At 70.1% G+C, this 17142-nt stretch carries 14 protein-coding genes; 5 read left to right on the forward strand and 9 right to left on the reverse strand.

The window, feature by feature from the left end; genetic code table 11:
• The first annotated feature begins 317 nt into the window (after nucleotides 1-317).
• Both GY24_RS12150 and GY24_RS12155 read left to right on the forward strand, forming a co-directional pair.
• Entirely contained in the window at nucleotides 318-1064 is a 747-nt protein-coding gene (locus tag GY24_RS12150; RefSeq protein ID WP_104476137.1) for an SDR family NAD(P)-dependent oxidoreductase, read from the forward strand.
• Nucleotides 1057-1563: a MarR family winged helix-turn-helix transcriptional regulator gene (locus GY24_RS12155; protein WP_104476140.1), complete on the forward strand. Its 507-nt coding sequence runs from the start codon at nucleotides 1057-1059 to the stop codon at nucleotides 1561-1563. The genes GY24_RS12150 and GY24_RS12155 overlap by 8 nt, the downstream gene beginning before the upstream one ends.
• A gap of 143 nt (nucleotides 1564-1706) precedes the next feature.
• On the opposite strand, the gene GY24_RS12160 is transcribed toward GY24_RS12155, so the two are convergent.
• The 5 genes from GY24_RS12160 to dnaK form a co-directional block, all read right to left on the reverse strand.
• On the reverse strand, nucleotides 1707-2867 hold the full coding sequence (locus GY24_RS12160) for a class I SAM-dependent methyltransferase (RefSeq protein WP_104476142.1): 1161 nt from the start codon (nucleotides 2865-2867) through the stop codon (nucleotides 1707-1709).
• Nucleotides 2868-3151: 284 nt separating this feature from the next.
• On the reverse strand, nucleotides 3152-3598 hold the full coding sequence (locus tag GY24_RS12170) for a heat shock protein transcriptional repressor HspR (RefSeq protein ID WP_324778426.1): 447 nt from the start codon (nucleotides 3596-3598) through the stop codon (nucleotides 3152-3154).
• Nucleotides 3599-3600: 2 nt separating this feature from the next.
• Nucleotides 3601-4617 (reverse strand): DnaJ C-terminal domain-containing protein, encoded by a 1017-nt coding sequence (locus GY24_RS12175; RefSeq protein WP_104476144.1) that lies wholly within the window; start codon nucleotides 4615-4617, stop codon nucleotides 3601-3603.
• A 125-nt stretch (nucleotides 4618-4742) separates the two neighbouring features.
• Nucleotides 4743-5339: a nucleotide exchange factor GrpE gene (locus GY24_RS12180; protein WP_104476146.1), complete on the reverse strand. Its 597-nt coding sequence runs from the start codon at nucleotides 5337-5339 to the stop codon at nucleotides 4743-4745.
• Nucleotides 5340-5341: 2 nt separating this feature from the next.
• Nucleotides 5342-7192, reverse strand: coding sequence for a molecular chaperone DnaK (dnaK, locus tag GY24_RS12185; protein WP_104476148.1), 1851 nt, complete (start codon nucleotides 7190-7192; stop codon nucleotides 5342-5344).
• A 250-nt stretch (nucleotides 7193-7442) separates the two neighbouring features.
• On the opposite strand from dnaK, the gene GY24_RS12190 reads away from it, so the two are divergent.
• A complete protein-coding gene (locus tag GY24_RS12190; protein ID WP_104476150.1) occupies nucleotides 7443-9062 on the forward strand; it encodes an FAD-dependent oxidoreductase in 1620 nt (539 codons plus the stop codon).
• 586 nt (nucleotides 9063-9648) lie between these two features.
• Here GY24_RS12190 and GY24_RS12195 read toward each other — a convergent pair.
• From GY24_RS12195 to GY24_RS12205, 3 genes are all read right to left on the reverse strand, one after another.
• Nucleotides 9649-10971, reverse strand: a complete 1323-nt coding sequence (locus tag GY24_RS12195; protein ID WP_104476152.1) for an MFS transporter — start codon at nucleotides 10969-10971, stop codon at nucleotides 9649-9651.
• A gap of 159 nt (nucleotides 10972-11130) precedes the next feature.
• Nucleotides 11131-12318 carry a glycoside hydrolase family 27 protein gene (locus tag GY24_RS12200; protein WP_104476154.1) on the reverse strand — a complete coding sequence of 396 codons (1188 nt, stop codon included), beginning with the start codon at nucleotides 12316-12318 and terminating at the stop codon, nucleotides 11131-11133.
• Nucleotides 12319-12505: 187 nt separating this feature from the next.
• A complete protein-coding gene (locus GY24_RS12205) occupies nucleotides 12506-13612 on the reverse strand; it encodes a hypothetical protein (protein ID WP_133161187.1) in 1107 nt (368 codons plus the stop codon).
• Between the two features lie 414 nt (nucleotides 13613-14026).
• Between GY24_RS12205 and GY24_RS12210 the strand changes: the two genes are divergently transcribed.
• Both GY24_RS12210 and GY24_RS12215 read left to right on the forward strand, forming a co-directional pair.
• Nucleotides 14027-14737, forward strand: a complete 711-nt coding sequence (locus GY24_RS12210; RefSeq protein ID WP_104476159.1) for a serine protein kinase RIO — start codon at nucleotides 14027-14029, stop codon at nucleotides 14735-14737.
• A 92-nt stretch (nucleotides 14738-14829) separates the two neighbouring features.
• Nucleotides 14830-16242 (forward strand): MFS transporter, encoded by a 1413-nt coding sequence (locus tag GY24_RS12215; protein ID WP_104476162.1) that lies wholly within the window; start codon nucleotides 14830-14832, stop codon nucleotides 16240-16242.
• A gap of 95 nt (nucleotides 16243-16337) precedes the next feature.
• Here GY24_RS12215 and GY24_RS12220 read toward each other — a convergent pair whose 3' ends face one another.
• Nucleotides 16338-17099 (reverse strand): histidine phosphatase family protein, encoded by a 762-nt coding sequence (locus GY24_RS12220; protein ID WP_104476164.1) that lies wholly within the window; start codon nucleotides 17097-17099, stop codon nucleotides 16338-16340.
• Nucleotides 17100-17142: the final 43 nt, after the last annotated feature.

Here is a 17142-nt window from a genome sequence, read left to right on the forward strand (position 1 = left end):
TCGGCACATCCTGCCGGCCCTCGGCCCCACCCAGCGTCCGCCCTGCGCCAGTTCGTAGCCCTCCGCGCCACATGTAGTGGCGCAGAGGGCGAGCAAGTGGCGCAGGGTGAGGTCGACGGATGCCCGGCGCCACCCGCACGGTCTCAGGCGCCACGCGAACGGTCACCGGCGCGGCGCGCACCCGCACGGCCGCGCTTCGGCGCGGCGCGCGCACGGCCGCGCCCCGGCGCGCTTCCGGCGACCCCTCGGTGCCGGCGGCATCCGCAGATCGGAGGCGTATACTGTCGCGAAGACAGTAAATAAGGAGTCGGACCCCCATGAGTTTCACCGGAAAAGTAGCACTCGTCACCGCCAGCGGCGCCGGAATAGGAGCGGCGGTCGCCAAGCGCCTGGCGCGCGAGGGCGCGAGCGTCGTCGTCTCGGACGTCAATGACGAGAACGGCCTCGCCGTCGTCGCCGAGATCCTGGCAGCCGGCGGCAAGGCCGCCTACAAGGCAGCCAACGTGGCCGACGCCGAGCAGGTCGACGCGCTCGTCGACTTCGCCGTCGCCGAGTTCGGCGGCCTGCATCTGGCCGTCAACAACGCCGGCATCGGCGCCATGCCCAAGCGCCTCGACGAGATCGTCGAGGCCGAGTGGGACCGCACCATGAACGTCACCCTGCGCGGAACCTGGCTGTCAATGAAGGCCGAGACCCGCCACTTCCTCGCCAACGGCGGCGGCAACATCGTCAACATTGCCTCGATCGCCGGCCTGAACGCCACCCCCAACCTCACGCCGTATGGCGCGAGCAAGCACGGAGTCGTCTCGCTGACCCGCAGCGGCGCGCAGGAGTACGCCACCGACAACATTCGCATCAACGCCGTCGCCCCCGGCGCGATCGAGACGGCCGCTCTGGCCTCGCTGCCGGCCGAGGCCAAGGCCGGCTACGCCGCCGAGATCCCGATGAAACGGCTCGGCATGCCCGAGGACATCGCCAACGCGGCCGTCTGGCTGCTCTCCGACGAGGCCTCCTTCGTCACCGGCGTCGTGCTGCCGGTCGACGGCGGCACGCAGTATGCCTGATTCCCCCGCCCCGAACGGCTCGTTCCCGGCGGGCTCGCTGCCCTACGGCTCCGAGCCGCTCGCCGCGCTCCTCAGCGTCTTCACACGCTGGGGCTCCGGTGGCTTCATCCACGCACTCGCTGAGAACGCGGCGGCAGGCGCGGGCGAGCTGGACGCGACGAGCATCGTCGCCGTGACCACCCTTGCCAGGGAGGGCGCGATGCGACCATCGGCCTTGGCCGAGCGACTGCGCGTCGGCGCCTCGAACGTGAGCAAGATCAGCGCCCGCCTGGCCGCGCTCGGCCTGGTGCAGAAGGTGGCCGACCCCGCGGATTCGCGCGCGTCGCTGCTCCAGCTCACCCCGCAGGGCGAGGCCGTGATGGCCTCCCTCGTCGAGGCGGGCGACCGGATGATGGCCGAGATCCTCGCCGACTGGCCCTCCGCCGACCGTGCAGAGCTCGGCCGGCTGCTGGCGCGCTTCGAGCGGGATGCCGCCCGCCACGCACTCGGCACCGACTAGCCCGTCCGGCGCACGTCGCCGCAGCGGCTGCGACAGCGACAGCAACAGCAACAGCAACAGCAACAGCAACAGCAACAGCAACAGCAACAGCAACAATGGCGCCTTCCCGATCGGGGAGGCGCCATTGTGCGTACTCGGCGGCCCTAGACCGCGCGGGTCGAGGCCGTGATGGTGAACTTCGCGTTGCGGGCGACCTGCCGGGTCGGCCCGACGATGCCGCGCAGCGCCGGCGCATAGCCGAGGTGCGAGTTCCACACACACCAGAGCTGACCGCCGGGGGCGAGCACGCGCGCCGCGTGTTCGAACAGCTTGAGCGCGATGCCGGCGTGCACCGAGGCACCGACGTGGAAGGGCGGGTTCAGCACGATCAGCTCGGCACTGGCATCCGGCTGGTTGCTCAGGCCGTCGTCGCGCACCACGGCGACTCGCTCGCTCACCCGGTTGGCGGCGGCGGTGGCGCGTGCGGATGCCACGGCGGCGGCCGACTGGTCGCTGGCCAGCACGCGCAGCTCCGGCCGGTGCAGCGCCAGCGCGGTGGCCAGGATGCCGGTGCCGCAGCCCAGGTCGATCGCGTTCCGGGCGCGCGGGTGCGCCTCGGCGAGGTGGCCGAGCAGGAACCGCGTGCCGATGTCGACGGAGGCGCCGGCGAACGCCGCCCCGTGCGCGGCGACGGTGAGGCCGAGGTCGTCATGCCGGTTCAGGCGCGGCCAGGCGGCGGTCGCCGGGTTGGCCTGCTGTGGCGCGCTGGCCCGGAGCACGCGCGACTTCTGCTGCGCGAGGCTCACGTCGAGGCGGCCGAAGTGCGCGCCGAGCACGTCGTTCATCGCCGGGGTCATGTGCTTGATCCGCCCGCCGGCGAACACGGCCACGTCGGGGGCGGCATGCGCGGCGATGGCGGCGGCGATCTCGTCCAGCGCGTCGAGGGAGCGCGGCAGCTGCAGCAGCACCACGCGGGCGCCGCCCAGCAGCACGGCGGCGTTCTTCTCGATGCCGAGGGCGATCGAACGGTAGTCGGTGCCGGCAGCGGCCCCGACCGTCTCGGCGTTCGCCGCGAGGGCGAGCTCGCCGGAGTAGGCGTCTTGGTGCACGCGGATGCCGCCGGCATCCGCCCCCGCCGAGCCGAGCAGCTCGAGCGCACCCAACGTCAGCGCGCCGTAGCGGTCGCCGATCACGACGACCTCGTCGCCGCTGGCACCCTGCAATGCGGGCTCGGCCTCGGACAGGATCAGCCTGTCGCTGGCGTCCACCGCAAAAAGATTCTCGGCCTCAACGTCTGGCCACCGCCGCAAAGCCGAAAATTCCATGCCCCAAGGGTAACCTCGCGACGCACGGCGGCGCGAGGTGCGGAAGCCACCAACCCGCGCGACGCGAAGCGTCGCGAAAGGCGGCAGCCCAGTCACAGGAAACCTGTGGACAGTGACCGATGCTTGCCGGGTCTCGACAGGCTCGACCAGCGGAGGTGGCTCGACCAGCAGCGGTGGAGCAACCAGCGGACGTGGATCGACCAGCGGAAGCGGCTCAACCAGCGGAAGCCCTCGTTGGCTCAAGGGAGCGCGCGACCGAAGCCACCAGGCGGGAGATCGGGCGGCTAGTGCTCGATGCCGCCGAGCGGGCGCCACACCACGACGGAGTTCGGGCGGCGCAGACGCGTGCCGGCCTTGACCGAGATGACGTCGCCCTCGGCGCCGGCGGCGAAAATACGCCGGCCGGGGCGGTTGAGCATCTCGTCGGCGAGTGCCCCCTCAAGCTCGCGCACCCGCGTGGACAGCTCGTTCACCCGGTTCTCGAGTTCTAAAATGCGACGGATGCCTTCCAGGCTGACGCCCTCGGCGCTGAGGATCGCGATCTCGCGCAGCTGCATCACATCGCGCATGGAGTAGCGCCGGGACTTGCCCGGGGTGCGCTGCGGCTCGACCAGTCCGAGCCGGTCGTACTGGCGCAGCGTCTGCGGGTGCATGCCGGCCAGCTCGGCGGCGGCGGAGATCACGAAGATCGGCGCCCGCTCGTCGATGCCGGCCGACATCCCAGCAGTCATGGTTAGCCCCGTGCCTTGGCGAGGAGGTCCTCGCGCGGGTTCTCATCGGGCAGCGCCTCGCGCAGCTTCTCGAGCGCCTCCTGGGCGGCCGAGTTGAGGTGCGAGGGAACAGCCACCTGCACGACGGCGAGCAGGTCGCCGACTCCCTTGGCGGTCTTCACGCCGCGCCCCTTGACGCGCAGCACCCGGCCGCTCGGCGTGCCGGGGGCGACGCGCAGCTTGACCGGGTCGCCGCCGAGGGTCGGCACCTCGATGGTGGCGCCGAGGGCGGCCTCCACGAAGGTGACGGGCACGTTGACGCGCAGGTTCAGGCCCTCCCGCTCGAACACCGGGTGCTTGCGCACGGTGACGGTCAGGATGATGTCGCCGGCCTCGCCGCCGTCCGGCGAGGGCTGGCCCTTGCCGCGGAGCTTGATCTTCTGCCCGTCGGCGACGCCGGCGGGGATCTTGACCTTGATCGGGCGGCCATCGCTGGTCTGCAGCGTGATGGTGTCGCCCTGCGTGGCGGTGAGGAAGTCGATGGTGGCGCTGGCGTTCACGTCGGCACCGCGGCTCGGGCCGCCGTACCCGCGGTAGCCGCCGCTGGTCTGGCCGAATCGGCCGCCCTGGCCGCCGAAGAGTCCGCCGAGGATGTCGTCGTAGCCTCCACCCTGCTGGAAGGTGTACTGCTGCTGGCCGCGGCCGCCGCCCGCGCCGCCGAACATGCCGCCGAAGACGTCTTCGAAGCCGGCATTGCCGCCGGCATTGCCGCCGGCGTTGCCGGGAGCGGTGAAGCGAGCCCCGCCGCCCATGGCGCGTATCGCGTCGTATTCCTTGCGCTGCTCAGGATCGGAGAGCACCGAGTGCGCCTCGCTGATCTCCTTGAACTTCGCCTCGGCCTGGGCGTCGCCCTGGTTCGAGTCGGGGTGGTATTTGCGGGCGAGCTTGCGATAGGTCTTCTTCAGCTCGGCCTCGCTCACGTCCTTTGAGACGCCGAGAACCTTGTAGAAGTCCTTGTCAAACCAATCCTGACTTGCCATGCGCGCCTCCTTTCGTGATGAGTTGATGTGTTGCATCCGCTGGCGGATGCAGAAAGTCTGTTTTCACAAGCATTGTGAGTGTAGGGGCCGGATGCCGTGGCATCCGACCCCTACGGGAACCGCTCCTAGGCGGGCACCTGCACGACGACCTTCGCAGGTCGCAGCAAGGTGGAGCCGAGGTAGTAGCCCTTCTCGACGACGTCGGCCACGGTCTCGACCTCCACGCCCGGGGTGGGCTGCTGGAAGATCGCCTCGTGGATCGTCACGTCGAACACCTCGCCGACGGTGCCGACAGTGCTGAGGCCCAGCTTCTCGACGCTCGCGCGCAGCTTGGCGGCGATCGTCGCGAAGGCGGACTCGCCCTCGAGGTCTCCGTGCTTCTCGGCACGGTCCAGGTCGTCCAGCACCGGCAGCAGCGCGGAGACGGCCGAGCCGACGGCGCGCTCGCGCTCCACCTCACGGTTCGACTCGGTGCGCTTGCGGTAGTTGGCGTACTCGGCGGTGACCCGCTTGAGATCGGCCAGGTGCTCGGCGGTCGGGTCGGCCTCTTCTGCCGCGACGGCATTCAGAATGTCTTCCACAGTGAGCTCCTCCTCTCCCAGCGATTCGGCGCCTGGTCCTTCGTTGTCGTGCGTCTCGACGTCGGGGCCCTCGGCCTGGATGGGCTCGCCATCCAGTCCGTTGGGCTCGTCCGGTTCGATCGGCTGGTTGTTGTCAGCCATGGTTACTTCTTGTCGTCTTCGTCTTCGACGACCTCGGCGTCGACGACGTCCTCGTCAGAGGAGGCGTCGGCGGGCTGCTCGGCCGAGTCGGCCGCGGCATCCGCCTGCGAGGTCGCGTAGATCGCCTCGCCGAGCTTGCCCTGGCTCTCGTTGAGCTTGTCGAAGGCGCTCTTGACAGCGGAGTCGTCGTCGCCGGCGAGGGCGCTCTTGAGGGCATCGACGTCACCCTGCACCTCGGACTTGACGTCCGCGGGCAGCTTGTCCTCGTTGTCCTTGATGAGCTTCTCGATCGAGTAGACGAGCTGCTCCGCGCTGTTGCGCACCTCGGCGGACTCGCGACGAGCCTTGTCCTCGGCTGCGTGCTCCTCGGCCTCGCGCACCATGCGCTCGATGTCTTCCTTGGCCAGCGAGGATCCGCCGGTGATCGTCATCGACTGCTCCTTGCCGGTGCCCTTGTCCTTGGCGGACACGTGCACGATGCCGTTGGCGTCGATGTCGAAGGTGACCTCGACCTGCGGGATGCCGCGGGGGGCCGGGGCGATGCCGGTCAGCTCGAAGGTGCCGAGCGCCTTGTTGTCGCGGGTGAACTCACGCTCGCCCTGGAAGACCTGGATCGCGACGGACGGCTGGTTGTCGTCTGCCGTGGTGAAGGTCTCGCTGCGCTTGGTCGGAATGGCCGTGTTGCGCTCGATGAGCTTGGTCATGATGCCACCCTTGGTCTCGATACCGAGGCTCAGTGGGGTGACGTCGATCAGCAGCACGTCCTTGCGCTCTCCGCGGAGAACACCGGCCTGCAGGGCGGCGCCGACGGCGACGACCTCGTCAGGGTTGACGCCCTTGTTGGGCTCCTGGCCGGTCTCCTTCTTGACGAGCTCGCTCACGGCGGGCATACGGGTCGAGCCACCGACGAGCACGACGTGTGCGATGTCGGAGAGCTTGACGCCGGCCTCGCGGATGACGTCCTCGAAGGGCTTCTTGGTGCGGTCGAGCAGGTCGCTGGTCATGTTCTCGAACTCGGCGCGGGTCAGCGTCTCGTCGAGGTTGGCCGGGCCGTTCTCGGTGAGCGAGAGGTAGGGCAGCTGGATGCTGGCCTTGGTGCTCGAGGAGAGCTCCTTCTTGGCCTGCTCAGCGGCCTCCTTGAGGCGCTGCTTGGCGATCTTGTCGTTGGAGACGTCGACGCCGGTGGAGTCCTTGAAGCGCTTGATCAGCCAGTCGACGATGCGCTGGTCCCAGTCGTCGCCGCCGAGGCGGTTGTCGCCGGAGGTGGCGCGCACCTGGATGGTGCTGAAGTCGTCGTCCTTGCCCACCTCGAGGAGGGAGACGTCGAAGGTTCCACCACCGAGGTCGAAGACCAGGATGAGCTCGTCTTCCTTGCCCTTGTCCAGGCCGTAGGCCAGAGCGGCAGCGGTCGGCTCGTTGATGATGCGCAGCACGTTGAGGCCCGCGATCTCACCGGCCTCCTTGGTGGCCTGGCGCTCGGCGTCGTTGAAGTACGCGGGGACGGTGATGACGGCATCCGTCACCGTGTCGCCCAGGTACTGCTCAGCGTCGCGCTTCAGCTTGCCGAGGATGCGGGCCGAGATCTCCTGCGGCGTGTACTTCTTGCCGTCGATGTCGGTGCTCCAGTCGGTGCCCATGTGGCGCTTGACGGATGCAAGGGTGCGGTCGACGTTCGTGACGGCCTGGCGCTTCGCGGTCTCACCGACGAGAACCTCGCCGTCCTTGGTGAATGCGACCACCGAGGGGGTGGTGCGGAAACCCTCGGCGTTGGCGATGACGGTGGGCTCGCCCCCCTCGAGAACGGCAACGACCGAGTTGGTGGTTCCGAGGTCAATTCCTACTGCACGTGACATATGTGTCTCTCCTTCTGCCGGCCGCTGTCCGCCGGCCGTCGGCTTGTGGTCGGGGCCCGCAGGCCGGCGACCGAAGTCCTTATGTCAAGACTTGAGCCTTGATGACTCAAGTATTCCATGACGGATTTTCACAGTCAAACGGAAAGCGGCAAAGTTGAGCCACTCACGCTCAACTCTCAGTTTTCGTTGACTGCGGCCGTCGTTTCCCGGCTTCGTTGACGGGGCCGCGCCGCGTGGCTAGATTCTCCGCATGATCACCGGCGAGGAGCTCCGCGGCATCCCGATCTTCGCCCCGTTGCCCCCGGACACGCTCGATTACGTGAGCCGGGTAGTGGAGGACATCCGCCTGCTCCCCGGCGAGTATTTCGTGCACGAGGGAGAGGCGCGGGCCCTGTTCGTCGTGATCGCGGGTGCCATCGAGATCACCAAGGTGGTCAGCGGCGAGGAGCGCCCGATCGGCACGCGCACCCCTGGTCAGTTCTTCGGCGAGGTGCCGATGACGCTGAGCACGAACTTCCCGGCGAGCGGGCGAGCGGCCGGCCCGGCCCGCATCATCAAGCTGGACGTCACGGCGTACTACACGCTGGCCGCGATGGCGCCGTCCGTGCCCGCCAAGGTGGCCTGGCTCGCGCGGCGCTACCTCGACGCCATCCAGGCTCTGGCCGCGGAGCCGCCGGATGTCGTCGCCCGCGTGATCGCGCCGGCCTCCGACGCCCGGGCCCGGGCACTGTCCACCTTCCTCACCCGCAACCACGTCGCGTTCGACCGCGTCACGGTCGAGGCGGATGCCGGCGAGCAGCCCTCCCCCGTGCTCGAGCTGCGCGACGGAAGCAGGCTCACCGATCCGCCGCTGCGCGAGGTCGCCGGCGCCGTCGGCCTCGACGTCGAGCCGAGCGCCGCCGACTACGACGTCGTGATCCTGGGCGGCGGCCCGGCCGGGCTGACGGCCGCCGTGAACGCCGCGGCGGAGGGCCTGCGCACCGTCGTGATCGAGCGCCTCGCCCCCGGCGGGCAGGCCGGCACCTCGACCCGGATCGAGAACTACACGGGCTTCCCGTTCGGCATCTCGGGCGACGACCTGGCCGGCCGCGCCCTCACCCAGGCCACCCGGCTGGGCGCCGAGCTCGTCGTCACCCGCACCGCCACGGCGGTCGACCCCACTACCCGCCTGGTCACCCTGGACGGCGGCGAGAGCGTGCGCGCCGCGGCGCTGCTGATCGCCACCGGCGTCGAGTGGCGCACGCTGCCGGTGCCGGGCGTGGAACGCTACCTCGGCAACGGCGTCTACTACGGGGCCGCCCGCAGCGACGCCGCCGTCGCGCAGGGCCAGGACGTGGGCATCATCGGCGCGGGAAACTCGGCGGGGCAGGCGGCGCTGTTCTTCGCCAGGCACGCCCGCTCCGTGACGATGATCGTGCGCGGACCGGCGCTGGAGGCGAGCATGTCGCGGTACCTGATCGACCAGATCCGCGGTGTGCCCGGCATCCGGGTCGAGACCGGCAGCCAGGCGGTCGGCCTGCACGGCGACGGCGCGCTGGAGGCTGTGGACGTGCTCGACTCGGCGAGCGCCACAACGAGCACGCGCCCGCTGTCGGTGCTGTTCGTGATGATCGGGGCGGATGCCGCCACCGACTGGCTGCCGCCCGAGATCGCCCGCGACGCGCACGGCTTCATCCTCACCGGGGCGGATGCCGGGCAGGCGGCGGAGTGGCCGCTGGAGCGCCGGCCGTTCGCGCTGGAGACCAGCGCGCCCGGTGTCTTCGCGATCGGCGACGTGCGCTCCGGCTCGGTCAAGCGCGTCGCGGCCGGGGTCGGCGAGGGCGGCATGGCGATCGCGTTCACGCACCAGTTCCTCGCGCTGGACCGCTGACGGCCGAGGCCGACAGCGCTGCTCCGCGTTGGTCGAGTAGGCCCGCCAGGGCCGTATCGGGACCCGGTTTCCGGCCGGGAACCGTGTCGCGTGCGAGGTTTCGATACGCTCGTTCCTCGCTACTCGACCAGCGGAAGTGGGCGGCTCCGGGGCTTCGGGTGCTGCGCTGCCCCTTGGTCGCGGCGCGGCCCGCTCCAGCGGAAGTGGGCGGCTCCCTCGCCACGTGGGCTCGAGGGAGCGCCAGCGACCGAAGCCAACACGGGGCCGCTCCGCGTTGGTCGAGTAGGCCCGCCAGGGCCGTATCGAGACCCGGTTTCCGGCCGGACTGTGTCGCGTGCGAGGTCTCGATACGCTCGTTCCTCGCTACTCGACCAGCGGTAGTGGGCGGCTCCCTCGTCACATTGGCTCGAGGGAGCGCCAGCGACCGAAGCCAACACCGCCGCACAACCCGCTGGTCGAGTAGGCCCGCCAGGGCCGTATCGAGACCCGGTTTCCGGCCGGACTGTGTCGCGTGCGAGGTCTCGATACGCTCGTTCCTCGCTACTCGACCAGCGGTCCTGACGGGCGCCGCGGCATCCGGGACCCGCTACGCCACCCCGCGGATGCGGAAGACGAGCACGCCGCCGAGGATCGCCAGCACACCGGCCAGCACGTAGAGCGCGCTGTACCCGGCGAACGCCGTCACCATGAACGCGGCGATGATCGGCGCGAGCATGTTGGGCAGGTTGACGGCCAGGCCGATGATGCCGATGTCCTTGCCGTTGCTGGCACTGGACGGCAGCACCTCGGTGACCAGCGCGAAGTCGACAGCGGTGAAGACGCCGGTGCCGAGGCCGAGCACCATCGCGGCCACGACCACGATCGGGAACTCCGGCGAGAACGCCATCGTCAGCACGCCGACCGCGGTGAACACGGCGGATGCCGAGACGAAGACGCGGCGCTTGCCCAGCCTGTCGGAGAGCACCCCGGCCACGACCACCGTCGCGAACACCGAGAACGCGTACACGGCGGTGAGCAGCAGCACGCCGTCGCTGACCCGCAGCCCGCCGTCGCCGGCGGCGTCGTCGCGGGTGAGGCCGACGGAGTCCTGCAGGTAGTAGTAGAGGTAGAACAGGGCGAGCGCGCTGCTCAGGCTGACGAAGAATCGGGTGATCCAGGCCCAGCCGAAGTCGGGGTGGGTGCGCACGTTGACCCAGTAGCAGGCCAGGAAGTCCTTGAGGCGGAACGCCCGGCGCGCCAGGTCGACGCTCGGGGCCTCCCAGCGGCTGAGCAGGAACGGCAGCATGGCCAGCACGCAGACCGCCGCGCAGAGCACGTAGCCCATGGTGATGCCGAACGCCCCGGACCAGACGGCCGTCGCGACGGTTCCGATGGCGGTGCCGAGCACGATGGCGAAGGTGTAGGTGAACCCCATCCAGCCCGAGACGACCCCGCGCTGCGGCACCGGCACCTGGTCCGGCACCGCGGCCGAGATGGGCGTGATGACGGCGTTCATGAACACCTGGGTGAGCACCCAGGCGAACGCCAGCATGCCGAGCGAGGTGGCGAACCCGGTGGCGACGAGGCCGGCGGCGGCGCCGAGCGTGCCGAGCGCCATCCACGGGGTGCGACGACCCCAGCGCGAGCGGGTGCGGTCAGACAGCGCGCCCCAGAGCGGCACGGCTATCAGCGAGAACAGGGCCGTCGCGAAGGCGATGACCGCGAGGTTGCTCTCCTTGTTGGCGCTGAAGAGGCCGCCGGCGTCCAGCGCGGTGAGGCGCTCGATCTGCGGGGCGAGCAGCACCTGGCCGGGGCCGGCCCAGACGATGTTGATGCCGAGGAACGCCAGCGAGAGTTTCGTGATCCAGCCGCGGCTGACGCGCGTGGTCGGGGCGTCCTCGAGGAGTTCGGGCGTCGACGGGGCGGTCATCACTGTCCTTTCGCGGCACTGCGAATGGGCGGAGAAGCGCCCCGGGTGCAGCCAGCATGGCCGATCCCCCTGAGCCGCGTCAAGGAACTGGGGCGAATGACCCAGTCACACGCCCCAAAGGCACTTGGCGCGGCCGGCCCGCGGCGCGCCCGATCCCGGCTACCGACCGCGCAGCAGCAGCATCTCGTGCGGGGCGAGGCGCCAGCTTGCGGCGGATGCCGCGGCGCCCGTCCACACATCGACGGCCCCCTCCGGCAGGGCGGCGAGCGCCCGCATCCCGGCGCCGTCGCGGGCGTCGGCCAGCAGCGAGACGCCGTCGCTGGCGGCATCCACCCACGCCCTGGAACGATTCAACAGCCCGATCACGTGGCCGTCGCCGAGCTCGCGCCGCCAGATCTCCAGTTGGCCGAAGCGGGCCACCCGCTCGCCCTGCCAGCCGAGGGCATCCTGCGAGACGTCGAGGATCCCGCGGTGGGTCAGCAGCTCGCGGGTCTCCGCGCTCATCTCGCGCAGGTCGTTGCCCGCCATGAGCGGAGCGGCCAGCATCGCCCAGAGCATGAGGTGGCTGCGCGCCTCGACCGGGGTGAGGCCGTCGTTGCCGACCTCGAGCATGTCGGGGTCGTTCCAGCCGCCCGGCCCGGCGAAGCGGGCGAGCCCGTGCTGGCTGTCGACGAGGCGCATCACCGAGCGCCAGCTGGCGTTGATGTCCGAGGTGGTGCGCCAGAGGTGGGCGTAGTCGCCCGCCCACTCCCACGGCTTCGACTTGCCGTACTCCGAGATGCTCAGCACGATGGGCCGCGGCGCAGCGGCCAGCGCCCTGGCCATGCGCTCGAACGCTCCCGGGTAGCTCAGGCCGGTGCCACCGGCATCCGCTTGGCACCAGTCGTACTTCAGATAGTCGACGCCCCAGCCCACCAGCGTGGCCACGTCCAGCTCCTCGTTGCCGAAGGAGCCGAGCTCGCGGGCCGGGTAGGAGTCGTAGAGCATGGCGCAGGTCTGCCGCCCTGGCGCCAGGTACAGCCCGAACTTGAGGCCCCGGGCGTGGATCTGCTCGCCGAGCCATTTCATGCCGTGCGGGAACCGCTCGGGGTTCGAGAGCAGCGAGCCGTCGGCGCCCCGCGCCATCGCCTGCCAGCAGTCGTCGATCACGAGGTACTCGTAACCGGCATCCCGCATGCCGCTGGCCACCAGCGCATCGGCGGTGCCGAGCACCACCTCCTCGCTCAGGCCGTAGCAGCGGAAGCGGTTCCAGCTGTTCCAGCCCATCGGCGGCGTGGGGGCCAGCGCTGAGTCTTTCCGGGCGGTCTCTTTCAGGGCGGTCTCGGTGACGACGGTGTCAAAAGGCATGGCTGACAGTATGGCCAAGACACGCGCACTGGGCGCGCACCGGCTCCGGCATGTCCGCCGCCGGGCCAGAGTGGCGCCCCTGCTGGGAGCCCGTGGCTCCCGTCGATCGCGCCAACCGCGATGGTCCGTGACACCGTGTCATGTGCGATGCACCGTGCTCACCCCACGGGGTGAGACACCCGCGCGCCTACCCCAACGCTGCCGCCACCGGCGCTGCCGCGATGCGGGCACGCTCCGTCACCTCGGCTTCGGAGAGGCTCGTCTCGGCCGCGCTCACCTGAACCCAGGCGCCGCGCAGCTGCATGTGCACCGTGCAACGCCCGGTGCTGCCCGCTGACCATGCCGGATTGCCGTTGTTCCAGCAGGAGACGACCGCGTCGGCGTCTGGCGCTCCCTCGATGTCGACGGCAGCCACGCCGTCAGAGTGCGCGCGCACCCGCGCAAGCGTGGCCGCAGCGTCGGGAAGCACAGCGATCGTCCCGCTCACGCCATCAGCGGCGGCCGAGCGGTAGCGGCAGATGAAGCCTCCTGCGCTGAGCAGGGCGTTGTCGCCACCGTTGCTGTCCTCGTAGGCGTAGCCGGGCGAGTAGACGAGGGAATCATCACCGAGGTGCGCCGCAAACTGCGCAGCAGGCAACATCTCCTCGCACGAGGTCGGGCCATCCGCCCAGTCGGTCGAGAGTGGTGGGAGCGGGCCAGCAGGCCCGGTGGCCGCGAGCACCGTTCGAAGAGAATCGCTCACCCTCACGATGGCGGCCTCCGCGTCGGCTCCGGGCTGGTCGGCCCCCGCAAACACCGAAACGCGGTACTCGTCGACGAAACCGCCGGACTCGCAGGCCCACCCCACGCAGTGCGCATAGAGCGGGATCACCGGGTCGGAGCCCGATTCGAACTCGTCGGCGATCGTGCGCGCGGCCGCCTGCGCGTTGGGCACGAGCGTTGCACCCGCGCGTGGGGTTCCCTCCGCGTCATTCCATGCGCAGAAGAGCCCGCCGGCGTAGGCAAAGTTGGCGCGTCCGCCGGATTGCTCGATCGAGCGCTCCGCCCCAGCATCCGTGAGGGTCAACGGCCCCCCAATGATCGTCTCCAGCTCTGCGACCGGCACAAGCTGCTCGCAGGTGAGGTCGACCGCCAGAACAGGCCGAACAGGATCGGGCGTCGTTGTCGGCGTCGGCCTCGGCGCGGCCTCCTCTGCGCTGGGCTTCGGTGGCGCCGCGGGTGCCGGCGCCTCGGCCGCACATCCCCCGAGCGCGAGCACCGCAACAAGAAGAAGGCCCCCATACATTCTCTTCATCGCTGAATCCTAGCGATTCGGCAATCCGCGGCACCGCGGCACTGGCGAAACACCTCGGTGCGGGCATATGCTGGCACCGGTCTTGCGCCGCACACCGTGTGGGCAGGCATCCGCTCGGCGAATTGCGCCGATGCCAGCAGGAGAGGAGTTGAACACCATGACCGTTTTTGTCGTGCGCCCCGTTCCTTCTCTTTCTGATCTGGCCACTGCCTAACCACGCCCCGCCTTCGCGCAGGCGCCCCGGTGGCCTCCACTCTTGGAGCAACCACAGTGTTTTCATCGTCTTCTGACACACCCATCTTCGACCCATTCGCCCTCGCCTTCGGCACAACCGAGCCAGGCGAAGACCAACGCTGGAGCACGTGGCCAGCCATCACGCCGAGCGAGCGCGGACCCCGCCCGCACCCCGACTGGGTGGTGACATCGGCTGCGGCCATCGACACCGAGCTCGGCATCGTGAAGACCGGCAAGGAGGCCGACGTGTTCCTCATCGAGCGCGCGGTTCCCGACAGCGACGGCCGCACCCCGGGCGAACGCGTCATCTTGGCGGCCAAGCGCTACCGCGGTCCAGAGACGAGCGACTTCCACCGTTCGTCGCGCTACACCGAGGGCCGCGGCATGCGCAACACCCGCGACAGCCGCGCCGTCGCGCGCGGCAGCAGCTATGGGCGCAGCGTGTCGGCGAGCCGCTGGGCCTACGCCGAGTTCGAGGCGCTCCGCACGCTGTACGTGCGCGGACTGCCGGTGCCCTACCCGGTGCAGGTCAACGGCAGCGAGCTGCTGATGGAGTTCATCGGCGACGGCCAGATCGCGGCGCCGCGCCTGGCAACGCAGCGCGGCACGGCATCCGAGCTCTACCCGCTCTATGCCCAGGTCGTCGAGATCATGCGGCAGCTGGCCCGGGCCGGCGTCGCGCACGGCGACCTCTCGCCGTACAACCTGCTGGTGCACCACGGCCGGGTCGTCGTGATCGACCTGCCGCAGCTCGTCGAGGTGGTGAGCAACCCGGGCGGCATGGACATGCTCTACCGGGACTGCGTCAACGTCTGCACCTGGTTCACGCGGCAGGGCCTCGGCTGCGACGCCGACGCCGTGTTCGCCGAGCTCGTCGCCGAGATGTTCTGAACGCGGGGCCCGGGCTCGTGCCCTGAGGTGGGGGCGTCGCACGGCGTGCGGCGCTCCCCCGTTGTTTACCGCCGCCCACTACCCTGAGAGCCATGAGTGACCCCCACGGCCCCGGCGTCGATGCAGACGCCCCGCGCAACTTCCCCCCGACACACCTGACCAACGCGGATGCCGCGGCGGCCACGGTCGGAATCGACACCCATCAGGTCGAGGCGGTCGCCGCCCAGAGCGCCCGCAAGGGGCGCATCTTCGCCTGGGGCCTCTGGGACTGGGGATCTGCCGCGTTCAACGCGGTCATCACCACCTTCGTCTTCACGGTCTACCTGACCAGCTCGAGCTTCGGGCCCTCCGGCACCGTCGAGGCCCAGCTCGGCTGGGCGCTGGCCGCGGCCGGCCTGCTGATCGCCCTGCTCGCCCCGATCACCGGGCAGCGCTCCGACTCCTCCGGCCGCCGCAAGTTCTGGCTCGCCGTGAACACCTACCTCGTCGTCGCCATCTCGGCCGCCATGTTCTTCGTCGAGCCGTCGCCCGAGTTCCTGATGCTCGGCCTCGTGTTGGTGGCGACCGGCAACATCTTCTTCGAGTTCGCCAGCGTCAACTACAACGCGATGCTCGCCCAGGTCTCGACCCCGCGCTCAATCGGCCGCGTCAGCGGCTTCGGCTGGGGCATGGGCTACATCGGCGGCATCGTGCTGCTGCTGATCGTCTACTTCGGCTTCATCAGCCCCGAGGTCGGACTGTTCGGGGTCACCGGCGAGAACGGCATGGACATCCGCGTCACGATGCTGATCGCCGCCGCCTGGTTCGGCATCTTCGCCCTGCCCGTGCTGTTCGCCGTGCCGGAGTACAAGGCTCCGGCCGGCGTCAAGCGCGACAAGGTCGGCTTCTTCGCCTCCTACGCGCGACTCGGCCGCGACATCGCGAAGCTGTGGAAGGAGAGCAGGCAGACGGTCTGGTTCCTGCTGGCGAGCGCCGTGTTCCGCGACGGCCTGGCCGGCGTCTTCACCTTCGGCGGCGTGCTGGCGGCATCCGTCTTCGGCTTCTCGGCCGGCGAGGTCATCATCTTCGCCATCGCCGCCAACGTCGTCGCCGGCATCTCGACCATCACCGTCGGCGCCCTCGACGACAAGCTCGGCGCCAAGCCGGTGATCATGGCGGCGCTGATCGGCCTGATCATCAGCGGCCTGCTCATCTTCCTGCTGCACGACGGCGGCCAGATCGTGTTCTGGACGGCCGGCCTCGCGCTCTGCCTGTTCGTGGGCCCGGCCCAGTCGGCCAGCCGCACCTTCCTCGCCCGGCTCATCCCACCGGGCCGCGAGGGCGAGGTGTTCGGCCTCTACGCCACGACCGGCCGCGCCGTGAGCTTCCTGGCCCCGACCATGTTCGCCCTGTTCGTGACCTGGTTCGGCGCCCCGTACTTCGGCATCCTCGGCATCGTCGTCGTGATCGCGATCGGCCTGGCCATGCTGATCCCCGTGAAGGCCGTGCAGGAACAGCTGCGCTAGCTGTTCCGCCCGCCGTCCTGCGCCACTTCGGGCGGTTCCGCGCCAGCTCAGGTGGCGCAGAACCGCCGCAAGTGGCGCAGGGCGGCGGGAACGGGTCAGGCGGTCGCGGCTTCTGCGGCCTGCGCGGCCTGTCCCGCCTCGACGAAGCTCAAGTCGTTGACGGTCACGACCGTCCAGTCGCCGGCTGAGTAGCGCAGCTCGGTCACCGCACCGTTGCCGATGCCCGTGGTCACGCGGTCGAGGTTGGCGCCCATCGCGCTGATCGCCGAGACAATCGTGATGCCGCTCGAGACGACCAGCACGTTGCCGCCGCCGTTGGCCGCCTGCGCCTCCGCGATGGCGTTGAGCGCGGCCAGGGCGCGCTCGGCGACCTGAGCGGCCGTCTCGGCAACCAGCCCGCTGCCCTCGTTGAGGCGGACCATTGCCGCCAGCGCCACGTCGAAGTCGAACTCGTCCTCGGCGACGGGCCCGCCGTTGGCCTTCTCCAGCTCGCCCGAGATCGCGCCCCACATCTCCGTGTTGGAGGCGCCCTCGAACCGCCCGAAGGCCATCTCGCGCAGCCGCTCATCCCGCACGATCTCCCCCGCGTACGGCAGCTCGCCGAGCGCGAGTGAGATCGTCTCGCCGTGGCGCAGCATGTCGGCCGCGTACGCCGCGTCGATTCTCACGCCGGCATCCGCCAGCCCGGTGCCCAGGTGGCTGGCGACCGCGCGCCCCTTCTCGGTGAGCGGGGCATCCGACCAGCCCTGCACGCGGCCGAGCAGGTTGAGCATGGTCTCGCCGTGGCGGGTGAAGTAGATCGTGACCGGCGCAGAACTGGACTCGTTCCGAGTACCGGGGAGAGGGTGAAGCGACATTGCTACTGGTCCTTTCGGGGATGCGGAGTGGCTGCGCCGCCGA

The organism is Microterricola pindariensis (genome assembly GCF_002936985.1).
Taxonomy (GTDB): Bacteria; Actinomycetota; Actinomycetes; order Actinomycetales; family Microbacteriaceae; genus Microterricola; species Microterricola pindariensis.